The sequence below is a fragment of the Gordonia sp. YC-XJ4 genome (genome assembly GCF_059511865.1).
In genome coordinates this window covers 3,967,914-3,990,461 of record NZ_CM183447.1, presented here as the reverse complement: position 1 = coordinate 3,990,461, position 22,548 = coordinate 3,967,914, and the positions used below count along the sequence as shown (strand labels likewise).

The following is a 22,548-nucleotide window of genomic DNA, read 5'->3' as shown; positions in this document are numbered from 1 at the left end:
GTTGTTGCGTCATGTTAGTGAATGGGAGGATTGATGGCTCTGCCACCGCCGATGATGTCGGCAGCACAGTCCCGTTCGGGTGCCGTCGCGGTGCGGACAACCCAGGTGGGACTGCCGGTTGCACTCCGCATCGACCCGCGCAAGCTTCAGGGCGACCCCCAGGCGCTCGCCGACGAGATCCTGCGACTGAGCAGGCTCGCGGCGATGCGCGCGCAGGTCGAGATCCGGCGGCAACTCGTCGAGCAGGGCACTGATCCGCAGGTCATCCGGTATGCGCAGCTGCCCACCGAGGACGATTTGCACGATTTCGAAGAACTCAACGAGCGTGCACAGGACGAACAGTCCGGTGACGGATGGCTGAGGTCGGTATGAGAACGCTGGCGAATTCGGTGCTCGCGCGCATCGAGAAACAACGCGACCTGATGGAGTCGCTGCAGGCACAGACCGCCGGCATTCGCGTCAGGGTGTCGAGCCCGGACAAGGTCGTCACCGTCGAGGTCGACGGCGTCGGCGCGATGACGGGGCTGTGGCTCGGGCCCGGCATCACCCGGCATACCGATTCGTCGCTTTCTGCGTTGATCGTCGAGACCGCACAGCACGCCGCGCGCGCCTCGCTACACCGCCGCAACACCCTGATTCACGAGTTCACCGATCAATTCGGTCGCCAGCAGAACGAGCCACTCGAGCGGTGGGACGGGACAACAGTGACCCCTCGGCGCCCTTTGTCGGAATTGCCCGATCCGCAACCGCGGACATCTCCGGAAAGCCTGCGCGACAACGGCTGAGGACGCATCGTCGGCCACGAATACACCGTAGTATCCGACGCGGCGACGAGCCGGAGTCATTCATGGTGACGACATACCCGCGTTGAGGTTGCACGTGTGGTGATCCATTGATTGACTTGGTTCAAGTTGCTAACGATCGGTTTCACAGGGTGGGGGTCCACGAAACATGTCCAACGGAGTTCTGGCGGTGACGCCGGGAGTGATCGAGACCTTCGCGGCGGCCAACATGTCGGCGAGTGATCTCATCGCACTGGCCTCGAGTGCGGATGCCGAGGCCATGGTCGCGGCGGTCGCGCTGGCGGTGGGTCCGATCGGCGTCGAGTACCTCCTCGGCTATGCGCCCGCGCAGGCATCAAATCTGGCCGCCTCCTTCCTGGTGTCGGCGGGGCACGCAATGATGTCGGCGGGCGCCACGGGCGCGGCCGCCGGTACCTACTTCGCCGACGGAATGCAGGCCTGAGGGCGTGGCGAGTCCCACCGAGGCCGTCGCCGCTGCTGCGACGCAGATGCCGGGGTACGACCCCGGTCCGGTGATCGGTGCCATCGAAAGTCGCCTCGACGAGTACCTGAACACCCCGACCGGTGAGATCCTGAGTCGCCTGGGTCTACCTGTACCACCCGGAATCCCCACGCCCGGACCGATTCCGGGGCTCCCGGCGTTGCCCGGTCTGCCCACAGGTGGTAACACCCTGGCATCGATCGACGGCGGTGCACTGATCCAGCCGGTGCTCGATGCGCTCGGCACGTTGGGTAGTGGGGTGTTCGAGGCTCTCGACCCGACCAAGATCTTCGAATCCATCACCAGCGCCTTCTCCTCGGTGGCGTCGTCACTGCCGACGGTGATCTCCGCGATGCAGCAGGGCTGGCAGGGCGAAGGCGCCGACGCGGCGGCGATGAAGACGGCCCAACTGGGCAAGGACGGCACCGAGGTCGGAGTCCAGTCCGGCAAGATCAAAGGCAACGTGGTGCAGGCCGGGGTGGACACCAAGACCACCGAAGCGCATCTGCTGGAGATCATCTCGCAGTTCGAGGCCACCATGGCCGTCGCGCTTCCACAAATCGTCACACCGTGGGGACAGGCGATGGCCGTGGCGGCCGCCACCGACGCGATCACCCGTACCACCGCGGTCATGGGCGTCCACAAGGGACTGATGGCCGTCAACACCGCCGAAGTGGCCGCCGACGGTGCGCCGGTGTCGGTGACCAACGCCCCGCAGGTCCCCACCGAGATGCTCTCCTCGATGGTGCAGATGGGAACCGGGTTGATACAACCCGCATTTGGCGTCGTCGAGCAGGTGTTCTCCGCCGGGGAGAAGATCGTGCAGTCATCGGTGCAGGCCGGGACCAAGATCGGCGAGGCGATCGACAAGGCCCAGCACAAGACGTCCACCGACACGGATACCAGTACGTCGACGACGGCAGCCCCCGTCGGGCTCGGTGCCGGCGGCCCGGCCGGAATGGGTGGTGGCGGTGGTGGTTCGAAGCCCACAGGCGCCGGTGGCGGTGGCGGAGGCGTGGGGGTTTCGCCGGTCTCCGCACCACCGAGCAGCCGCACCACCCCGTCGGGCACCCCACCGACCGAGGAATCAACGACCTCGGGTCAGCAGCGCACGGCCGCGGCGACCACCGCGTCGGCCACGACCACCGGCAACGGTGGCTACGCGCCGATGAGCGGAATGGGCTCGGCCGGAGCAGGAGCCGGGGCGGGCAAGGGTACGGGCAGTGGCCACACCGCCGCCGACTTCCTGCACACCTCCGAATCCGGGAGCGAGATCGTCGGGGACTTCGCCGATGTGGCGCCGGCCGTGATCGGCGAAAAGGACGACGACACCGAGGCCCGCCCCGACATCGACCTGAGAATCTGACGTCTCGCGAGGCGCGATCTCACCAGAACACCCACAACACAGGAGGATTCATGACCGAACTGAGTGCAGACACCGCCAAGATCTCCGAGGTCGCCGGGCAACTGGGCAAACTCGCCGATCGACTGAATGGCGTGCTGAACACCGCTGATGCCTCACTGACGCCGCAGCCTGCGGGCAGTGACGAGGTGTCGGTACGCGCGGCGACCACCATGGGGCAGGTGCACCAGACGTTCCGGAAGGCCGGCGACGGTGGTGTCGCCGAACTGCGAGAGATCTCCGACGCCGTCGCAACGGTGTCCTCCTCGCTTGCCGATACCGACACCGACCAGGGGTTCATCACCACCTGATCGCTCGTGTTGTGGACGAAAAGCCATCGCCCACAACACTGTTCATTCACTGTTCGCACATTGTTCATGGACCGACCGACGGGGAGGGGACGACGTGGGCTTCACGGGGGTTGTCTGGGCCTCGCGTGACCTGAGACGGCTGGCACATGACCTGGTCAACGGTGCCGGTGCGGGTCCGATGGGGGAGGCGGGTGAGACCTGGTCACGGCTTGCCCGCGAGCTCGCCGACATCGCCAAGGACTACCGCGCGTTGCTCGCGAAGCTCGACGAGGCCTGGCGCTCGGAGCAATCGGAGGCCGTGCACGCCAAACTCGAGGAGTTCGCCCACTGGCTCGACACCATCGCGCTCGACGCCGCTGCCAACGCGCGGCGTGCCGAATCCGCCGCGGTGGCGCACGGCGTGGCGGTGCTGGCCATGCCCACGGTGCCCGAAGCGGTGAAACTGCAGGAGGCCTTCGCGATCGGGAGTTCCCTACAGGGCTACCCGAACGGTCTCGTCGTCGGCGCACTCGGAGCCGGTGACGCCGCCGTGCAGGCGGCCACCGCGAACGCGGTCGCGATCATGAACAGCTACGAGCACACCGTCACCCCGCTGGCTGCGCCCTGGGACACCCAGGCCACACCGAATATCGCCAAGTCCGCCGCCAAGCGAGCCGCCGGAGACGGTGACACCACCCAGGGCACGGGTGCCGGCGCCCCGGCCGGTGGTGCGGGCGGCGGCGCCCCGGCCGGTGGCGGGATACCCGCGATGCCCTTGGGCGCCTTCGGCACGCCGACGATCAATTCCGATACCTCGCAACGTGGTTCGCGGGTGGTCGCCGCGTCCGCAACCTCGGCGGGCGCCACGACATCCGGGCCGATGGGACCCATGGGGGCGATGGGTCGCGCCGGCGGGGACGACAAGGAGTTCGACTCCGCCCGACCCGCGGCCTCGCTCTCCGATGCCGGCGAGTCGCGGCCCGCGAGCTGGTCGCCGGTCGTGGCGTCGAGCGCCGGCGGATTCTCGGTCGACAGTGTCAGCTGGGGTCCGGACGCCTCGACCTTCGGAGGTACGGCGGCACCGCCGATCCCGGACGACGAGGTCGACATCGACGGCAGCCGGCTCGAACAGGCCTCGTCCAACGATTGGGTGTCGCCGTCGGTCATCGGTGAACGGGGAGGACGCGGATGAGTATGGCAACCCTCGATGTCGATGACGCGCTGAGCGTCGACGAGATCCTCACCCTGACCGATCGGCTCGGCGTCGACACACTGCCGGATACGCTGGCGCTGTGGCCGACCCAGCCGACGGTGGACGAGCTGCAACGTGTCCGGGATCGGTGCGTCGGGCAGTTGTCGGATCGAGAGCTCATCGTCGACGGTGAGATCGATCCCGACCTCGCCCATGTCCTGACCACGATGCGCCGCCCCGACCGGGAACTGTCGATCCGGATCATCACCTCCGACGGGTTGCTCCGCGCATCGGTGCTGCGGGTCAAGCGATCTCACGTGGTCGCCACCCGCCGTGGTGACACCGTCCGCGTGCGCGGTTTCGAGGCCGAGGGCAGCGAGCGGGTGGTCGCCGAGGTCGCCCGATTGTTGCCGAAGGCGATCGACGTCGACTGCGGCTCGGTGAGCGCACCGGCGGTCGACGTCGCCGAGCACCTCGCCGGCCTGCGCGCCGCGACTCCGATCGCCGACGAACTACACGCGCTCGGCGCCGATTCGCGGACCGCGATCGTGCTCGGCGCCGTGCTCGCCGATTACCGTGCGGCCGTGGAGATGCGGGTTGCCGCACTCGATCCGCACGTCGACCGCAGCATCGTCGCCGACGGTGCCCTCGCGGTGTTCTACGCGGCGCGCGGGTGTGTGCTGAGTGCGCCGAGCACCTCACCGGACGGGCAACTGTGGTGCAGTCTCAAAGGTGGTTCCGACCACCGGATCGCACAGGCGGTTGCGCAGTTGATGTCCCTGCTGCCGGAGGGGTGGTGAGGGACGACCAGCCGAACAGTCACTGATGTCGGGAGTCGGGACACCGACGTCGCGACAACGAAGACCACAACAGGGGGTGGCCCGCCCGGGCACCCATCGACGTACACCATCGAAGGGAAATGACATGGGACTCAAGATCTCTCCGCAAGAGGCCAAGGCCAAGCTGTCCGACATCAAGGACAAGCGCGATCATGCCAAGCAACTTCTGCAGAAGTTTCAGGACGCCGACGTCGAGATGACCGGCGGTGCATGGCAGGGTGATGCCTCGCACGTGCATCTCCAGAAGACCCACGCCAATCAAGAAGAGTTCGGCCAGATCATCGCGCTGCTCGACCGCACCGTCGATGCCGCAGAGACCGGTATCAACAACGCGGTCGCCGGCGACTCGCACTGACCCGCAGCCGTATTCCCATTCGCAGGCACCCACGACCAGGAGACCATCATGGCACAACAGATCACCTACAATCACGGCTCGATTGACACCACGCTCGGCGATCAGGCGTCATACCTGAAGGCGGCCAACGAAGTTCGTGACGACATCAATGCGGTGTTCAACTCGCTCCTCGAGATCTACGAAGGCGAGGCGGCCACCACGCTGCAGCACGTCAAGTCGCAGATCGACCAGCAGCTCATCGACGCGTTCAACAACATGAACGACTCGACCAAGCATGCGGGTGAGCAGAACCAGATGATGCAGGCGCTCGACGCGAAGAACGCCTCGCTGTTCAGCTGAGACCCACACATCGACGAATCCGGGCGTCCGACACCACGGTGTCGGACGCCCGTGTCGGCTGTGCCACCCTGCGGCTGTCTCACCATGCGGCTGGAGGCCGTGTGCGGTCCTCAGTCCAGATCGTAAGAGGCTCCGACGTAAGCCATTTCGTCATCACCGGCCACCATCTCCACCACGACCGCCCCACTGCGCGTGGTGACACGAACCGTGTCGGATTCCCGATGGAGTTGGGCCAGCGTGACATCGGCCGAGTCCGACAGCGGCGCCCCGATCGGATGCACGACCAGTGCGGTCACACCGGTATTGACCGGCCGCGTGCGGGTGCCGTCGAAGACGATCACCGAGTAGTTGGCCTCGGCCCCGGCATGCATGGCGCCACGGTCGAATTCGGCGACCCACAGTAAGTGGTTGTTGCCCACCGCGGCCACCATCTGCTGCCAGTGCGCCGGGCGTCGCGTCGAGACGAGCACGCGCGCACCGAGCGCGATGGCGCGCAAGACCACCTGTTGGACCAGGTGCAGGCTTCCCGCGATCTCGACGCGATCGATGGTCGGACCGAAGATCGGCAGGGCGACGGCCCGTCCGTGCGGGTCGGCCCCGATGAGTTGGCCGCACCCCGATGCCGGGAGCCGCAGCTCACCGAAATCGGCAGGGCTGCCGTAGGTTGCGCGGACACCCACCGACTGCGGGCGCGGAAGTGGCAGGGAGCCGATCAGCGCGTCGAACTGATGTCCGCCCAGCGGGGAGAGCCCGTCGAGATCGACCCGGGCGGGCTGTGCGATCGTGTCGAAGCGGACCAGACCCGTGGCCTCGATGAGGTCGGCGTCCTCCGTGGTCCGCAACGACAGCGCGAGGGTCGTGGTGTGGGTGGGAACCGTCCACAGCCGATCGAGACCGGCGGAGGTCAGGATCGGTTGCTCGAGACCGTAACTGCGCAAATGCATCTGGCCGGACCGGCAGTTCTCCCAGGTCTCCTCGACGGTCTCCGGTGCGATGCCGTCGGACAGATGTGTGATGGACCGGGTGATCTCGGCCGCGGTCAGCGACCGCACGTCGAATCCGTGCTCGCGCAGGCGATTGGCCACCCGTCGCGTGCCGGTGACGGCGGTTTTGAGGATGCCCGTCGATCCGCCGCCGCGTCGTGCGACGGCCTCGGGACACAGCGTGGGATCCAGGCGGACGGTGAGCCACACCGACCGGTGCGCGATGGCCGGCAGTGGGCCGAGTACCTCGTCGTAGACCGCGGCCACCCGACTGTTGCCGCGGGACCGGGAACCGTTGATGTGCACATCGATGGCCGCCAACGTGATGTCGAACTGTCGGAGGCTCTCGGCGAGAACCCGCACCGGGATGCAGACGGCATCGACGGTGGCGCCCGGTTCCAGAATGGTCAGTGCTTCCGGGGATTCGGCGATCTCGAGCATCGACACCAGAGCGTCACCGTCCCAGCGCAGGCCGAACTGTGAGCCGTCGGAGGTGGTGATGTCGAAGGGCTCGGAGACCGCCTGGGCGCGGCGTCGCCTGCGGTCGTGCGACATTCGGAAGGACACCCGCTCGCGCACCCGCTGCGCCACCGGGTGCCCGGCCACGGGAATGAACCACACCGCGATCAGCACGGCGACGAGAGCGGCGATCCACCAGGGGATGCCGGTGGTGGCAATGACGACGAGCGCGCCCAGCGCGATCAGCTCGACGACGAGGACGCACCAGGTCGGTGCGATGCGTCGCACCGCGCTCTGCGACGAGGACCGCAACCTCGAGTGCCCGGGCGCGGTCGCGATCTGTGAGCGCGGATCGGCCTGTGCGACGGGCGCAGTGGTCGATGGCGTTGTCACCACGAGATCCTCCCCCCAAACGACGACGGGGCGCCTCAACCGGCCCACGACACCCGACTTCGGGCTACGGTACCCTGGCCACTCGATTGTGGGTGCATCGTGTACGCGAATACGGTTGTTCGGATGGGGGTCTCATGCCGGCGCGCTTGACGACGCGGGCGCAGGTCAACGGATACCGTTTCCTGCTTCGGCGGCTCGAACACGCATTGATCCGTCGGGATTCACGGATGATCCACGACCCCATGCGCAGTCAGGTACGGGCCCTGCTCGTCGGATTCGTGATCTGCGTGCTGGTGGTGGGCGCCTGCGCCGCGTTGGCGATCTTCAAACCGTCACCGTCACTGGGCAATTCCACGATCATCACCTCGCAGTCCTCGGGAGCGCTGTACGTGCGGTTCAACAACGAGTTGCATCCCGTGCTCAACCTCGCCTCCGCCCGCCTGATTGCGGGCAAACCCGACAATCCCACCAAGGTCAAGGATTCCGACCTCGGATCGCTGCCCGCGGGCCCCACCCTCGGGATCATCGGCGCGCCTGCCTCGATCGCCAAGGCCGACGACCTGAGTCGTTCGGACTGGTCGGTGTGTGATTCGCAGACCCGATCCGGTGACGACACCTCACCGTTTCGCACCGAGACCGTCGTGCTGTCCTCGGTACCGGCCCTCAACGCCGACATCGGCGTCGCCCCGGCCGGTTCGGCTGCCATCGCCGAGGACTCCGACGGTCACCACTTCCTGCTCTACGACGGCAAGCGCGCGCCGATCGATCCGACCGATCCGGTACTGATCAACGCTCTCAAGATCACCGACGCGTCGATGATCCGCGCCTCGGCGGGCCTGCTGCAATCCTTCCGCCCGGTGGCGCCGATCAGTCCCATCGTCATTCCCGACGCCGGTCGCCGGTCGTCGTTGTCGTTTCCCGAGCCCGTCGAGATCGGGTCGATCGTCAAGTCGGTCGAATCCGGCGGCACACGACAGTACGTGGTGCTCTCCGACGGTGTGGCCCCCGTCTCCGACGCCACGGCCGACATCATCCGTTACAGCAACGCAGGCCTGCTCGGCGATGCCATCGAGATGCCGCCTGCCGCACTGAATTCGCTACCGCAGTCCGCTGCGCTGCCCGTCGACACCACCGACTATCCGTCCCGGGTGCCCCAGTACACGTTGGGCGGCTACTCGACGATCTGCACGCACTGGTCCGCGCCGAGCCTCTCGCAGAGCCCCACGGTGGAGATACTGGTCGGCAACCGGCTGCCCATCGGCGAGAACGCGCAGCCCAGTGCTCTCGTCAGCGCCGACGGCGACGGTCCGGCCGTCGACGCCGCCTACATTCCCCCGGGCACCGGCGAATACGTGCAGGCCGCGGGTGAGGGACGGGTCGCCGGTCAACTGTTCTACATCTCCGACACCGGATTGCGCTACCCGATCCCGGACCCGAAAACCGCCGATGCACTCGGCGTTTCCGGCGTCCGCAGCGCCGACGGCAAGCAGACCCTGCCGCAGCTCGCGCCGTGGAATGTGGTGTCGCTCCTGCCCGCCGGACCGACCCTGTCGACCGACGCGGCACTCATCGCGCACGGCGGATATGACGGGGACTCCGGCGCGATACCGACGAGCCCGTCGGCCGCGGCCGGCGGGTGAGCACTCAGATGTCGAGTCCGCGCACCCAGCCGTAGATGCCCATGATCCAGGCGGCGAACGGGATGATCAGCCCGATCAGCAGATACTCCAGTAGTTCGACGTAGCGTCGGGCGATCGGCGAGAACTCGAATCGAGGGGCGACGACGCCGGCCGCGAAGACCAGTATCCCCAGCCCGACGGTCAGCAGGAACCCGTACTCGGCCCAATCCTCGAGCAGCAGCACGGATTTGACGACGATCGTCAGCGCGGCGAGCAGGCCGAGACCGACCATCGTCGCAGCCTGGCGCAGATCGTGATGGGTGCGTCCGCGCAGGCACAGTACTGCTGCCGCAAGGGCTGCGAACACCGTTGCCTGCCAATAGAAGTGACCCGTGGAGGTGTCCACGCTGAGATACACCCCGACGACCACGGTGATCGCCGAGCCGACGAGGATTCCGGTCAGATAGGCGTTGGCCCGATCGATCCGTTCGTTGAGGCCGTCGGCGGTCGGTACCGATCGCGAGGTCACCGCGTCGACCCCGTGCACCGTGGGCTCGCCCCGGGTGTCGATGTCGTCGATGGGTTCACCGGCGGTGGGGACCGGGGGGACCGGCAGCTTGGCCAGCGTGATGGTCAGCCTGGGCGCGATCGACACCGCGATCACCGCGACCACCGTCAGCACCGCACCGACCTGACGTTGCGTGACGTCGAAGAGGTTCCAGCACACCGAGGCGACGCCGAGGAACACGGTCAGCGTGATCACCGTGGCGTGTAGCGAGCGATTGACCCCGCTGATCTGGAACGCCAGGAACGAGATCAGTGCCGTGATGCCGAATGCCATCGGTAAGGTCACCGACCCCACCGCACCGGGTAACAGCCGCAACGAGCCGGCGAACACCAGCGGCAGCGCGCATGCGACGGTTGCGCCGGTGGCGTACTCGTCGGACAGGCCGCGCGCGGTGTAGGCGGAGAAGATGATGAGCCCCGCGGCGAACGCCGTGGCCGCAACGGGCACATACACCGGCGGATTCCCACCGGCGAGAAGCAGTACCAGCAGGCCGATGGTTGCGATGCCCGCGACGCCGAAGGCGGCGACCCGTCGTCGTGCCGTACCCCATTCGGGCATTCGTGTGCGCAGGTGTGCCGCGTTGCTCACGGCCTCGTCCTCGACGTCGTCGAAAAGCATCGTCGGCGGATGTTCGCCGACTCTGCGCACCGACAGGACATCGCCCTCGCGGAACCCGACCTCGTCGAGCGAGTGTGTGTCGTCCACGCCGGGGCGCCCGAGTGCCGCCAGGGTCCACAGGCCCGGGGTGTCGTCGAAGAGTTCGAGGCGTTCACCGTCTATGGGGGCGGCGGCGATGAGACGATCGTTGATCAGCCGCAGGACATCGGGCATGAATGCCCGGATGTCGACATTTCCCGGAACGCCGACATCCAGGGTCAACGACCCCACGAGCAAGGTCACCCGGGTCAGTTCCGGTTCACTCGCGGACTCCGCTTCGAGGTCGTCGAGTGGCTGCAGCGACGGGGGAAGTGTCATCTGGACGAGTGGTCCTTTCGGCTGATGGCCCTGAGCTTCGCTAACGTCATAGATTACTGGCAGGTACCGATGGGGAGGACCTCAGTTCGGTCAGGGAATCGACACCTGGGTAGCGAGGGGTACGTGGGAACAGAAGGATTTGTGCGGCGGCCGCGGATCGCCGCGCCCAAGACACCGGGCGGCGAGGTCGATCTGCAGGCGCCACCGGAGGTCCCGCGTGTCATCCCGGGCAATCTGCTGATGAAGCTGTTGCCGCTGGTGATGGTCGTCGCGGTGGTGGGCATGATCGCGTTGATGTTCACCGTCGGCGGGCGCAGCCTTGCGACCAACCCGATGATGATGATGTTCCCGATGATGATGGTCATGTCGATGGTGGGCATGTTCGTCGGCGGCGGCAGTCAGCGGGCCGGAAAGGCGGCCGCGGAACTCGACGAGGAACGCAAGGACTACTTCCGATACCTGGGCAATCTCCGTGAGGACGTCGACGCCACCGGCGAGGAGCAGCGCGCGGCACTCGAGTGGACCCACCCGGACCCGCGGATTCTGATCGACCTGGCCGGATCGCGGCGCATGTGGGAACGGCGTCCCGACGACGCCGACTTCTGTCATGCCCGGGTCGGGGTGGGCACCCAGCGACTCGCCACCCGACTGCTGGCACCGGAGACCGGCCCCACCGAGGACCTCGAACCGGTCTCGACGGTGGCGTTGCGCCGATTCGTGCGGACCCATGCGGTGGTGCATTCGTTGCCGACCGCGGTCAGCCTGCGGCGATTCCCGGCGATCAACATCGAGGGTGATCGGGCGATGACGCGGTCGTTGGTGCGCGCAATGGTGGTGGAGCTCTGTCTGTTCCACAGTCCCGACCACCTGCAGATCGCGGTGGTCACCGCCAATCCCGATGGCGCGGTGTGGCAATGGCTCAAATGGCTGCCCCAGGCCCAGAATCCCGCCCACGTCGACGGCATCGGTCCGATGCGGATGGTGTTCTCGTCGCTGTCGAAGTTCGAGGCGGTGATGGGTGCCGAGCTCAGTGAGCGGGGACGATTCTCGCGCAACGCATCTCCGAATCAGACGGTCAAACAGATGATCGTGGTCCTCGACGACGGTTACGTCTCCGGTGACGAGCGTCTGGTCACCGAGGCCGGTCTGGAGTCGGTCACCGTGCTCGACCTCAACGCGCCCAAGGACGGACTCGCGGCGCGACGCGGCCTGCAGTTGCTCGTTGACGCCGACACGATCGCAGCGCGCGGGCCGGCCGGGGTGGAGAAGTTCGGGGTGCCCGATTCGCTCAGCGTCGCCGAGGCCGAGGCGGCCGCCCGGCGGATCGGGCGGTACCGGCCTGCCAACGCCGCCCAGCACATCGTCAGCCTGGAGGCCGAGGTCCGTGGCAACGCGATCGATCCCGGCTTGATGGCGATGCTCAAGATCCCCGACGCCGCCCAGATCATCCCCGAAGAGATCTGGCGGCCGCGTTCGCCGCGCGAACGCCTGCGCGTTCCGATCGGTATCACCCCCAACGGTCAGCCCATGGAACTCGACATCAAGGAGGCCGCCGAGTACGGCATGGGCCCACACGGCTTGTGCATCGGCGCAACGGGTTCGGGCAAATCGGAATTCTTGCGCACGTTGGTGTTGTCGATGATCACCTCGCACTCACCGGAGGCGCTCAACCTGGTTCTCGTCGACTTCAAGGGTGGAGCCACCTTCCTCGGATTGGATCAGGCGCCGCACGTTGCGGCAGTGATCACCAACCTCGAAGAAGAGATCACCATGGTCGACCGCATGCGTGATGCGCTTTCCGGAGAGATGAATCGACGTCAGGAACTGCTGCGTCGCGCCGGGAACTACGCCAACGTGGGCGATTACGAACGGGCACGGGCCAACGGAGCACCCCTGGACCCGCTGCCCGCATTGTTCATCGTCGTCGACGAGTTCTCCGAGCTCCTGTCCCAAAAGCCGGATTTCGCCGAATTGTTCGTGATGATCGGTCGATTGGGCCGTTCGCTGCACATGCATCTGCTGCTGGCTTCTCAGCGCCTCGAAGAGGGCAAACTTCGCGGGCTGGACTCACACCTCTCATATCGGATCGGCCTGAAGACGTTCTCCGCCGGCGAATCCCGGCAGGTGCTCGGGGTGCCCGACGCCTATCACCTGCCGTCGGTGCCGGGCTCGGCATTCCTCAAGTCCGACGCCGACGAACCCAAGCGATTCAACACCTCGTACGTGTCGGGGCCGTATGTGAAGCCCCGCGCGCAGCTCGGCGGTGCTCGGCATTCGGAGTTGGGAGCGCTTGCGCCCAAACTGTTCACGGTCGGTCACGTGGACAAACCGGCGGTGCCCGAGGCTTCTTCGACGCTCACCGCCGCCGAGCAGGCCGACCTCGACCGCTACGAGTCCGAACTCAAGGCAGCCGAAACCGGCAACACGCCCTCGCTGCTCGATGTGGTGGTCGCGCGGCTGAAGGGACATGGACGGCCCGCACACGAGGTGTGGTTGCCGCCGTTGGACGACAGTCCCGCGGTCAACGAGTTGCTGCCCGGCCCCGACTGGCGCGATCCGGCGAACATCAACGGGGCCCTGTGGATGCCGATCGGCATCCTCGACCGCCCCTACGATCAGCGCCGCGACGTGTTGAGTATCGATTTGTCCGGTGCTGCAGGCAATGTGGCGATCGTCGGCGGACCGCAGTCCGGCAAGTCCACCGCGCTGCGCACGATGATCGCCGCGGGCGCACTGACCCACACACCCGAGCAACTCCAGTTCTACTGCCTGGACTTCGGTGGTGGCACGCTGGTGAGTCTGCAGAATCTCCCGCACGTCGGCGGTGTCGCCGGGCGAATGGACCGCGACAAGGTCAACCGCACGGTCGCCGAGGTCTCCACGGTGCTGCGCGAGCGCGAAGAACGTTTCCGCGAGTTGGGTATCGAATCGATGCGCGACTTCCGGCAACGCAAGGCGCGCCTGGCCGCCCTGTCGCCGGCCGAGCGCGCCGCGGACCCGCTCAGCGCCGATCTGCACGGCGACGTCGTCCTCGTCGTCGACGGATGGGCCTCGGTCCGCAGCGACTTCGAGGCGCTGGAATCCCAACTTGTCGACATTGCTCTGCAGGGTCTGTCCTACGGTGTGCACCTTGCCGTTTCGGCGTCGCGATGGATGGAGATCCGGGCGAACGTGAAAGACATGCTCGGTACCCGCATCGAGCTCAAACTCGGTGATTCGTCCGACTCGGAGATGGGACGCAAAGCACAGGAGGCCATTCCGGAGAATCGGCCGGGACGGGGGATCGGGCGTGAGCGTCTGCACCTGCTGATCGGCCTGCCGCGCATCGACTCCGACTCGTCGGTGGACTCTCTACCCGAGGGGGTGCAGACCATGGTCGCCCAGATGACCGAATTCTACGGCGCCCGGCGCGCACCGCAGGTCCGCACGCTACCCGATCGACTCGACCCGGTACCGGTGCTCGCGCGCGCGGAGCGGGAGGGCTCGCTCTCCAAGTCGCGCATCGTGATCGGCATCGACGAGGCGGCACTCGCACCGGTCGTCGTGGACTTCGAGGCGCAGGCGCACCTCGTCGTGTTCGCCGAGGCCGAGGCGGGTAAGACAACCCTGTTGCGCAACATCGCCGAAGGTGTTGTGCGCAACGCCACGCCGGACGAGGCGAAGGTCATCATGATCGACTACCGCCGCGGACTACTCGGTGTGATGGAGGGTGAGCAACTCGGCGGTTACGCCACCGCCGAGGACTCGGCGACCAAGATGATGGCCAATCTCGCGGGCCTGCTCAAACTCCGCCTCCCACCCGACGACGTCACCCAGCAGCAACTCAAGGAGCGCTCATGGTGGTCGGGCCCCGATGTCTACCTGCTCATCGACGACTACGACCTGATCGTCACCGCCACCAACAACCCGTTGGCGCCCGTGGTGCCCTACCTGCCGCAGGCCCGCGACATCGGCCTGCGGGTGGTGGTGACGCGCCGCGTCGGCGGAGCCGGCCGCGCCCTGTACGACCCGTTTGTCGGACGCCTGAAGGACTTGTCCTGCAACGGCCTGATCATGGGTGGTACAAAAGACGAAGGTCCGTTGCTGGGCAACTTCCGGCCGCATCCCATGCCGCCGGGACGAGGCATGTTCATCTCGCGGACGCAGAGTTCGGGGATGATCCAGTTGATGATGTGACGACGGGGAGGGGTTAGCTGTGACCGAGAACCAGATGGGCAAGATGGCCAACGACAAAGGCCTGGGGCTTCATTTGTCCCCAGCCGTCGAAGGCCAAGTCGATCAAGCGCTTTCAGATATCAAGAACTTCTTCGGAAAAAGCATGTCGACGTTGGTCCCCGATCTCGGTGATGTGCTCGGTAAGGCATTGGACGGACAGAGCGCCAAGGGACGCCTGCAGGGTTTGTTGACCGATCTGGATACACAACGGCACCACCAGTCGGACATGGTGGATGACACCAAGCTGCTGATCGACAGCGCGCTCAAACACGTGCGCGATGCCGACGGGCCGAGGTAGTGGGCGAGGAGACCCGGACGTCGATCAGTGTGCCGTCGGTTCCGACGGCCGTCCGTAACACCCTCGACACCCTGATTTCGCTGCAGAACGCGACGCAGCGAAAGCCGGGGACGGACACGCAATCGTTGGCGGTCAATCATGAGAATTGGGACTCCAAGACGTTCTTGCAGATGCGTGATGTCAAGGACAGCCTCAATGCGGGCACGGTGCGCGCCGTTGCAGCCGGCTGGAAGACCCTCGGTTCAGAATGGGCCGACGCGATGGAATCGTACAAGAAGAACATCGCAGATGTGACCAGTGGTGATTGGACGGGTGATGCGGCATCTGCCGCCAACGGCGCCGTGAGTTCTTTCGTCGGTGAGTTCCCGCAGAGCATTCGGGAGTTCGGCGGTTCGTTGTCCGACAGGCTGACCCGTCTCGCGGAGAATTTCGACCTCGTGGTGTCGAACTTTCCGGAAACACCGGAGTCGCGCTATCAACACCACGAGTTCAACAACGAATCGATGGCGGAAGTTCGCAACTACTATTCCTACGACGAAGTGGTGACAGAAAATACTTATACCGGAGGCTATACCTGGAAGTTCGCCGATATGGACGGCGACGAGAACTCGCCTTTTGATGATCTGAAGAAGATACTCGACGATTCGTATGCGGCCGCGACGAAGGCCAAAGAATTGTTGACCACCAACTACTCGCAAGCGCTCGATGCCGTCCTACAGAATATGCCGACCATGGCCCCAGCCAGTGGTAACCCGACAGGCGGGTTCGACAGTGGGCCCATGGGCGGTGGTGCAGGTGGCGGCGGTGGCGGAGCAGGTGGCGGGGGAGGCGGGGCCCCGCACCCGGACGTCTCCAAAGCTGTGAACCGAGCACTCGACGACATCAAACGCCAGCAGGTAACCCCTGCGTCGGGTTCGGAGAATCCGATGCAACAGGTTGCGAACACCGCGGGCCAGGCATTGAGTTCATTGGGTTCGCAGGCAGCGCAAGGGGTCCAGCAAGCGCTCTCCCAAGCCGAACAGACCGCGCAACAGGCGGCACAACAAGCAGCGCAGCAGGTTTCGGCGACAGCACCAACCGGCGAGGCATCGGGGTTCTCCGGAATGGTGAGTCCGGCGGCACTGCGCTCCGGCGCCGGGGGCGGTGGCGCAGGCAAAGGTGGCGGTGGAGCTGGTAAAGGCGCCGGAGGCGGCGGTGGCGCGCCCGGCGGAGGGACCCCGGAGAAGCCCACGGAACGCACCACCAAAGCCGGAACCACTTCATCTGAGCAATCGACGACTGCGCGTCCAGCCGCAGGCATCGCACAAACATCACAGGGGACGGGGACCTCGGGTGCAGGAGCGCCCGGCGCGGGAGGTCGGGGAGCGGGTGGTGGCGGAGACAAAGTCCACAAGGTACTCAAGGCATTGCGTACACGTGTCAATGGAGAGGCGATCGTCGGTGTCGCCGAAGACGACGCAGCGCCCGTGACCACGGACGACAACGGCGAGAATCCCGGTCCGGACGGAGGGGTACGCGCCTGATGGTCTCGGCGGTGTGGCGGATGAGTCCGGTTGCGTTCAAAGAAATGTGGGAGCAGTTCCACTACGATCGGCTTCCCTATCCGATGCAGGTTCGATCGACGTCGCCCACACTGGGCGAATACGCTGACGAACGAAGTGTGGCGCTCCAAGAGGCGCACAGAACACTCACCGAATGGTACGAACCCGCGCTCACGGCTCTGACCAATCCCGAGGTTCGTATCGAGATCTTCGGCTCGCGGAGGGGGGTCCCGATTCGCCTGCATGTCGGTGTCCGTGGCGAGATCGCCTGCATCGCAGCTCAACAGCCGGGAGTCGATGAAGACGCTGGTGGTGAAGTGGGGTTGCGTGCTGTACATTCGTCGGACGTGGGTCGAGCGCTCGCGGCCACTCTCGCGGTCGTACCCGGTCAACCGCAGCGTGAGTGGCGGTTCACGGGAGGCCGCTCGACTGCAGACGAGCAGGCCAAAGAGCGTGAATTGGCCACAATGTTCGCCGGCGGATTGGATGCCGTCATTCCGGTGGGTATTCTCGCCGGCCCGGCCATTGATTGGCGTAGCGACGACAGTTCTCACACCTTCGACATCGTGAGTGTTCGCGACCATGGCGACCTGATCGTCAACCGGGCTGCCAGACAAGTGGTCTCAGCGACTCCGGAGCGCACGGCGAAGGCATTCGACACCTACGTCGCCGCCGTCAGGAAGATCTATGAAGGTCGCCGTTGAGGTGACTCAGTTCGACGGCAACGTCATGCTGGGGTAGGTGATGTGAGGGCGTAGCGGCCGCATGGACACGGTCCACCCGCCGTCGGTCACCTGAACCTTGATGGTTTGCGCGGACTCACCGACCACCTCGGCGGTGCAGGTGAAGCTCGCCCCGACCGTGGTGGGTGGTTGTTGCGGGCAGGTGATGGAGCTGACGTTGCCTGCGCCGTAGACGGACTTCGCATCCATCGTGACCTCGCTCATCAACTCGGCGCGATCGTGACTGCTGGATTGGTCGCCGCCACTTCCGATCAGCAGCACCACCACCGTCACCACCACTGCGGTGATCACTGCCACCGCAACCACGATGCCTCCGATGATGAGCGGCTTCCGGTTCTTCTTAGGATGTTGCGGCGGTTGCGGCGCAGGCCACGCAGAACCACCCGGCCCGGTGTGAGGTCCCCAGCCCGGACGGCCCTGTGGAGGTTGGGGAACGGGCCCGAATCCGGTCGACGGTCCTGCGGCGTGACCTTGTTCGTGGTACGGACCCGTCATGACATTCCCCCAAGCACGTCGGCATTCTGTGGTCTCGGGTGTCCAACGCACCTCGCCGACCGGCGCCGAGATTACCAGCGTCCCAAGCATTCAGCGCCGCGAGGTCCACAAGCCGTCCGCGGGTCCGACATCTACGGCATTTCCGACGTCTCGCCGGTATCGGTGACGTGAACGACGTGACTGTCGTGCCCGGCGCGGGCGTGCACGCGATATCCGGCGGCCACCCGCTCGATCATCAGATGTCGGGGGTCGGCCTCGATGTTCCGACAGGCCAACCAGATCAGGGCCGCATCGGTCGCGGCGGCCGGTGCGAGTACGGGTGCGGTGGCGGGAGGAACGACGCCGGTGGCGCAGAACCGGACTGCCCACGGTGGCAAGTCGATTCCGTTGACCTCTGCTTCGGCACGATAATCGCTGGGGCGCATCAGGTCCACCGGCGGTGGCGCGATCTCGGGTGATGTCGTGAGAAACGTGCCGCCGTCGTGGGTGATGCAGACTTCGGCTCGCCACCAGGGCATTCCATTGCCGGCGTCGAGGGTGCGGAGCCGGTGCAGCGCGGGTATCCGTACCGGGGCGCAGATGCCGACGTCGCCTCCGGCGCGCGTGACCCGCAACGTGGCGCGGGCTGCTCCGGCTGCGGCGCACAGGGTTCCGGTGATGGACGTCCAGCCGGGCGGTGCGGCGCGGATGAGGCTGTCGAGTATCGCTTGTCGGAGTGTCGATGCCGACTCGGTGATGTCGACGCGCTGGGTGTGCAGCCAGTCGACGACGAAGCAACCTCGGAGCTCTTCGTGATCGGCTGGCATCCCGATGGTGGCCAGCAGCCACGGAAGACGTTGGGCGTCAAGGGTTCCTATGGTGTGACCGGCTCCGGGAAGGCAGCCGGCGAGAAGCGATCCGGTACGTGCCGGGTCGTCGAGCCCGACCCGATTCATGCTCATGGCCGCGATACCCAGAACGCCCTCGACGGTGGGCCGGCCATCGAGTAGTTCGTCGATTCGCACGCGCACCGCGCGGATCGCGACTTGCAGCATCTCATCGATATCTGTGGGGGAGTGGCGGTCTCGGATGGTGTTCCACCGCGCGTTGCGCTCGCCCGGGGCGCAGCCCGCCGCCAGTACGGCCAACTCTCGCAACCATCGGTCGGCGACCACCGGATCGATGACGGCACTCACCGCACGTGGTCTTCGATCGCGGCGGACCATGCCGGCTCGGCGCGGAGCCGGAAGTCGAGGAAGTCGGCGTCGTCGACGGGAGCGAGGAATCCGCAGAAGAACATCATCGTCTGTGCGCGAGAAGCCCATTCGGGACAATCACGCAGACGCAGACCGGTCCGGATGAGGTCGGCGGCGTGCTCGGGTTCGAGGGTGGGTGCGCCGAGAAAGCGTCGCAGATGCGGGGCGAGGGTCGCTGCCGCGCCGGCCAGCGTCGCCGCCGCCGGGGCATCACCGAGCGCGACGCGCAGCAGTGTCTCACCGATCATCGTCACCTGCACCGCCACTTCGGGGTCGAGGTGTCGCGAGAGTGCGCCGAAGCCGTCGGCATCGTCGGAGTTGACTGCAGACCGAATGCGGTACACCGCATCCCATCCCCGCTCGGAGAACACACCGACCCCGCTCACCTCAGTTCGGCTTTCGGGGGCCGATGATCGCGGCGGGCCGAACCCACGGGTCGCCGGTGGTGGAGTCGTAGCCATGACGCTGTTCGAAGGCGACGCGGAACTCTTCGTCGGAATGTGCCGGGAGCCCTGCGCGCGTGGGATAGATCCGACAGTCGTCGCCGACGTAGAACCGTGGTGAACCGACGATCAATTGATCGAACGGGGTGTCCGGTGGCTGGTACATGAACACCCGATAGCCGACCGGCAGCCGCACCGCGACGAGCATGCGGGTGTTGAACCGGGGTCCGAGACCTCGTTCGGCTGCCTTGCGCCGAACGATGTCGAGTGCCTCGGCGGGCCCGGCGACCGGCCGTTGCCCCGAGCCGTAATCGATGGTGCCCTCGGTCAGATAGCTGCGGAGCCAGCCGGGGGTGTCCTCGGCCAACGGTCCGGGTGGTAGCTCTGCATAGAAGTCGCTGATACGCAACAACTGTGAGGGGTGCGGCGTCGTGTTGCGGTTCATCACTGCCAACTCGGCACCGGTGTCGGAGGCTTCAATGTGCCCGAGCCATGACAGTCCATGCGCCTCGCGGTATCCGATGAGGTCGGGCATGAGGATGAGTGTGGTGAAAACCGCCTCGGATTCGGCCGGCGTCGTGACGGACAAGTTGGCCAATAGCTGACCCGTCGCCATGGTCACCGTGCCCTCGAAGCTGATCCAGTCCTCGGGGCATGCCCGGTCCAGGGAGCCGAGGATCAGCATCACGAAGTCTTCGCCGGTGAAGTCCGCGCCGGAAGTGATGTTGTCGTGGCGCCACCGGCGCAGTGACTGTTCTCGGGCTCCTTCCGGATCGGCCGGGAGTTTGAGCCCCCACACCAGCTCGAGGAGCGCGACGACATCCGGGCTGGTCACGGCGGCCTCGTCGTGCGAGGCGATCGCCGTGAGCAGTCGGTAGAGGTGTGCGCGCGTGTAGCCCTCCGGTAGGAGCAGTTGGTGCTCGAGCAACCCGGCGATGAGCCATAGCTGGTTCTCCGTCGGGTTGCCGTCGCACATGCGTTGCAGGCGGACCTGCAGAGCGGTCATCGCGACGGCAATCATCACCTCGCCGTCACCGTCGGGCAGGGTCAGCAAGTCCTCTTCGATCGGCCACCGATCTCGTTGCCCCCGAGCCGAACTCACGAGTGTCAAGACCGACCATGCCCTGTCGAAGCTCAGCGGTGAGGGCATCATGACTCCATCGCCCCGGCCCACACCGGCTCGAGGTCGTCGCGTAGCCGGTCCTCGGCGGCGCCGTCGGGCATCAGGAATCCGACCAGCGTCGCGAGGATCACCGGTCGGTCCACCCAGTCGGGCAGGGGATTTCCGGCCAGTAGGGGCGCGAGGATGTCGACGACGTGATTGACGGTCAACGCATGACGGGTGTCGAAGCGCGCGAGGTGACGGTGCAGGGTGCGCGCGGTCAGTCGTATCGTCTCCGGCGACGGATGGGTACCGGTGTACTGCGCGAGCAGGGTGGGTGCCATCATGCCCAACTGTCGAGCCTGCTCGACGTCGACCTGCCCGACCAGCGCGGAGACCGCGTCGACGTCACCGTCCCGGACCGCGGCGCGCAGGTCGTAGACCATCTCCCATCCCGCGTGCGGGAATACCGAGTGGGCGGTGCTCATGCGGTCACCCTATCCAGTTCTGCTGCTGGGTGGCGCAACGCGTCACCATGATTGGGCGAGATCGAGGACGGTGAATCCCTCCGCCGACGAGGCCGGGGGATGTGGCAGCGAGGCCAGCAACTCGGGGCGGATGTCGCCGGAGCCGACCTGCCCGACGTAGTCTGTTGCGGCCTGCGCGCTCACCTCGATGCCGGCCTGGGCCAAGGTCGAGCGGACCAACTCGGCGGTCGTCGTGGAGGTCCAGACCCCGGGGACGGCAGGCGTGAGCTCGGCGATCGGGGTCCATTCCGGAGGGCCGGTCAGGTGCGCTCGGGACCACCGGCCCTCGGACCACCAGTAGCAGAAGGTCAGCATCCCGGCGGCCGCGCGCTCGTCGAGGACGATGTTGCTGACCCAGGCGGGCGCGCCGCGATAGAAGTCGGGTGGTTCGAGATGTCCGAGGTACGCGGCGGTCATCAGCGCCGAATGATCGGAGCCGCCGGAGAGCACGGCTCGACCGCGGGGCAGTCGGGTGAGCGTGCAACCGCCGAGTTCGCCGCGGAAGATCCCGACCGAGCTCGTCATGCGCGGCCCGTCGAAGGCATCGACCGCGGCGAAGATCGCCGACAGCGCGGCAAATCGCGGCCACAGCAGGGGCAGCGGCGGCAATTCATCGGCAGGGTGCACGCACTCTGCCGGCGGTGCTTCGGCGGCCACCGACGCCGCACGCAGCTGGGCGCCGGTGGCGTGGACATGTGCGAGTAACCACAACGGGGTGGCAACCCCGGCGGACATGCTGACGTCGGTCAGGTAGCTCGCCGGTGGGAACAGCAGATGGTCGGGCGGGGCGCCGACGAAGCCGTCGAATGCCGCGATCTGTGGTTGCTGTCCGCGATGCTCGGTGATCCGCAGCCACATCCACGGCGCGTCGCCGGCGGTGAGTTCGCGGTGTGCCGCGGCGGCACGCAGCACCGCCGGATCAACGGTGAGCGGCAGCAGTCGTCCGTCGGGCAATTCGACGGCCGCTCGGGTGCGGTGCTCGTTGGCGGCGATGGCGATCTCGGCGATATAGAACGACCAGGCCGGCGGCAGCGTGTCATGCATTCCACCGACAACCTCACCGAGGAGCATCTCGGGGCTGCGGTCGGCCCCCGCGCGGGCGGCCGGTGGCTCGGCGTCGCCGCCCATGTCACGGAAACCCCAGTCCAGCGACACGTCGTCGGCGGATTCGGGGGTCGGCGATGAGGTCATGGGTCTCCCTCGGGACGCGTGTGCGGTGGTGGTCGGACGTCGTGATCGTAGGGTCTGGCG

General features: G+C 66.4%; 22 protein-coding genes. 14 read left to right on the top strand and 8 right to left on the bottom strand.

Translation table 11 applies throughout. From position 1 onward, the window contains the following. The first annotated feature begins 33 nt into the window (after positions 1-33). The 9 genes from AC5ZH6_RS17885 to AC5ZH6_RS17845 all read left to right on the top strand — a co-directional run bounded on the left by AC5ZH6_RS17885 (position 34) and on the right by AC5ZH6_RS17845 (position 5,701). Positions 34-372 carry a DUF2694 family protein gene (locus AC5ZH6_RS17885; RefSeq protein WP_006372867.1) on the top strand — a complete coding sequence of 113 codons (339 nt, stop codon included), beginning with the start codon at positions 34-36 and terminating at the stop codon, positions 370-372. Further along, positions 369-785 (top strand): YbaB/EbfC family nucleoid-associated protein, encoded by a 417-nt coding sequence (locus AC5ZH6_RS17880; protein WP_020170618.1) that lies wholly within the window; start codon positions 369-371, stop codon positions 783-785. The genes AC5ZH6_RS17885 and AC5ZH6_RS17880 overlap by 4 nt, the downstream gene beginning before the upstream one ends. Before the next feature lie 166 nt (positions 786-951). Beyond that, a complete protein-coding gene (locus tag AC5ZH6_RS17875; protein WP_006372865.1) occupies positions 952-1,245 on the top strand; it encodes a hypothetical protein in 294 nt (97 codons plus the stop codon). Positions 1,246-1,249: 4 nt separating this feature from the next. Then, the gene (locus tag AC5ZH6_RS17870) at positions 1,250-2,650 is read left to right on the top strand and encodes a hypothetical protein (RefSeq protein ID WP_014360760.1); all 1,401 of its coding nucleotides are present in this window, start codon (positions 1,250-1,252) and stop codon (positions 2,648-2,650) included. 50 nt (positions 2,651-2,700) lie between these two features. Beyond that, entirely contained in the window at positions 2,701-2,997 is a 297-nt protein-coding gene (locus AC5ZH6_RS17865; protein ID WP_014360759.1) for a PE family protein, read from the top strand. 94 nt (positions 2,998-3,091) lie between these two features. Beyond that, positions 3,092-4,168 (top strand): PPE domain-containing protein, encoded by a 1,077-nt coding sequence (locus AC5ZH6_RS17860; protein WP_014360758.1) that lies wholly within the window; start codon positions 3,092-3,094, stop codon positions 4,166-4,168. Continuing rightward, positions 4,165-4,968: an ESX secretion-associated protein EspG gene (locus tag AC5ZH6_RS17855; RefSeq protein WP_006372861.1), complete on the top strand. Its 804-nt coding sequence runs from the start codon at positions 4,165-4,167 to the stop codon at positions 4,966-4,968. Before AC5ZH6_RS17860 ends, AC5ZH6_RS17855 begins: the two co-directional genes overlap by 4 nt. Before the next feature lie 124 nt (positions 4,969-5,092). Beyond that, positions 5,093-5,362: a hypothetical protein gene (locus tag AC5ZH6_RS17850; RefSeq protein WP_006372860.1), complete on the top strand. Its 270-nt coding sequence runs from the start codon at positions 5,093-5,095 to the stop codon at positions 5,360-5,362. Between the two features lie 48 nt (positions 5,363-5,410). Then, the gene (locus tag AC5ZH6_RS17845) at positions 5,411-5,701 is read left to right on the top strand and encodes a hypothetical protein (RefSeq protein WP_006372859.1); all 291 of its coding nucleotides are present in this window, start codon (positions 5,411-5,413) and stop codon (positions 5,699-5,701) included. Between the two features lie 110 nt (positions 5,702-5,811). Here AC5ZH6_RS17845 and eccE read toward each other — a convergent pair whose 3' ends face one another. Continuing rightward, entirely contained in the window at positions 5,812-7,536 is a 1,725-nt protein-coding gene (eccE, locus tag AC5ZH6_RS17840; protein WP_231386631.1) for a type VII secretion protein EccE, read from the bottom strand. Positions 7,537-7,670: 134 nt separating this feature from the next. Between eccE and eccB the strand changes: the two genes are divergently transcribed. Further along, the gene (gene eccB, locus AC5ZH6_RS17835; protein WP_496167597.1) at positions 7,671-9,176 is read left to right on the top strand and encodes a type VII secretion protein EccB; all 1,506 of its coding nucleotides are present in this window, start codon (positions 7,671-7,673) and stop codon (positions 9,174-9,176) included. Positions 9,177-9,180: 4 nt separating this feature from the next. On the opposite strand, the gene eccD is transcribed toward eccB, so the two are convergent. Next, the gene (gene eccD / locus AC5ZH6_RS17830; protein ID WP_014360754.1) at positions 9,181-10,698 is read right to left on the bottom strand and encodes a type VII secretion integral membrane protein EccD; all 1,518 of its coding nucleotides are present in this window, start codon (positions 10,696-10,698) and stop codon (positions 9,181-9,183) included. Between the two features lie 123 nt (positions 10,699-10,821). On the opposite strand from eccD, the gene AC5ZH6_RS17825 reads away from it, so the two are divergent. The 4 genes from AC5ZH6_RS17825 to AC5ZH6_RS17810 are packed head-to-tail and all read left to right on the top strand — an operon-like array spanning position 10,822 to position 17,456. After that, positions 10,822-14,874, top strand: a complete 4,053-nt coding sequence (locus AC5ZH6_RS17825; RefSeq protein WP_020170623.1) for a type VII secretion protein EccC — start codon at positions 10,822-10,824, stop codon at positions 14,872-14,874. A gap of 19 nt (positions 14,875-14,893) precedes the next feature. Next, positions 14,894-15,211 (top strand): hypothetical protein, encoded by a 318-nt coding sequence (locus AC5ZH6_RS17820; protein WP_265076731.1) that lies wholly within the window; start codon positions 14,894-14,896, stop codon positions 15,209-15,211. Next, on the top strand, positions 15,211-16,734 hold the full coding sequence (locus AC5ZH6_RS17815) for a PPE domain-containing protein (RefSeq protein ID WP_265076730.1): 1,524 nt from the start codon (positions 15,211-15,213) through the stop codon (positions 16,732-16,734). Before AC5ZH6_RS17820 ends, AC5ZH6_RS17815 begins: the two co-directional genes overlap by 1 nt. 20 nt (positions 16,735-16,754) lie before the next feature. After that, positions 16,755-17,456, top strand: coding sequence for an ESX secretion-associated protein EspG (locus tag AC5ZH6_RS17810; RefSeq protein ID WP_231386632.1), 702 nt, complete (start codon positions 16,755-16,757; stop codon positions 17,454-17,456). Positions 17,457-17,462: 6 nt separating this feature from the next. Here the strand turns inward: AC5ZH6_RS17810 and AC5ZH6_RS17805 are convergent, their stop codons facing one another. From AC5ZH6_RS17805 to AC5ZH6_RS17780, 6 genes are all read right to left on the bottom strand, one after another. Beyond that, positions 17,463-17,792 (bottom strand): DUF4333 domain-containing protein, encoded by a 330-nt coding sequence (locus AC5ZH6_RS17805; protein WP_231386633.1) that lies wholly within the window; start codon positions 17,790-17,792, stop codon positions 17,463-17,465. 329 nt (positions 17,793-18,121) lie between these two features. Next, on the bottom strand, positions 18,122-19,165 hold the full coding sequence (locus AC5ZH6_RS17800) for a hypothetical protein (RefSeq protein WP_020170625.1): 1,044 nt from the start codon (positions 19,163-19,165) through the stop codon (positions 18,122-18,124). Beyond that, entirely contained in the window at positions 19,162-19,611 is a 450-nt protein-coding gene (locus AC5ZH6_RS17795) for a hypothetical protein (RefSeq protein ID WP_265076729.1), read from the bottom strand. Before AC5ZH6_RS17795 ends, AC5ZH6_RS17800 begins: the two co-directional genes overlap by 4 nt. Before the next feature lies 1 nt (position 19,612). After that, positions 19,613-20,818 (bottom strand): hypothetical protein, encoded by a 1,206-nt coding sequence (locus tag AC5ZH6_RS17790; protein ID WP_231386634.1) that lies wholly within the window; start codon positions 20,816-20,818, stop codon positions 19,613-19,615. Further along, the gene (locus AC5ZH6_RS17785) at positions 20,818-21,258 is read right to left on the bottom strand and encodes a hypothetical protein (RefSeq protein WP_014360748.1); all 441 of its coding nucleotides are present in this window, start codon (positions 21,256-21,258) and stop codon (positions 20,818-20,820) included. Before AC5ZH6_RS17785 ends, AC5ZH6_RS17790 begins: the two co-directional genes overlap by 1 nt. Positions 21,259-21,300: 42 nt before the next feature. Further along, a complete protein-coding gene (locus tag AC5ZH6_RS17780; RefSeq protein ID WP_014360747.1) occupies positions 21,301-22,488 on the bottom strand; it encodes a hypothetical protein in 1,188 nt (395 codons plus the stop codon). Positions 22,489-22,548 lie beyond the last annotated feature (60 nt).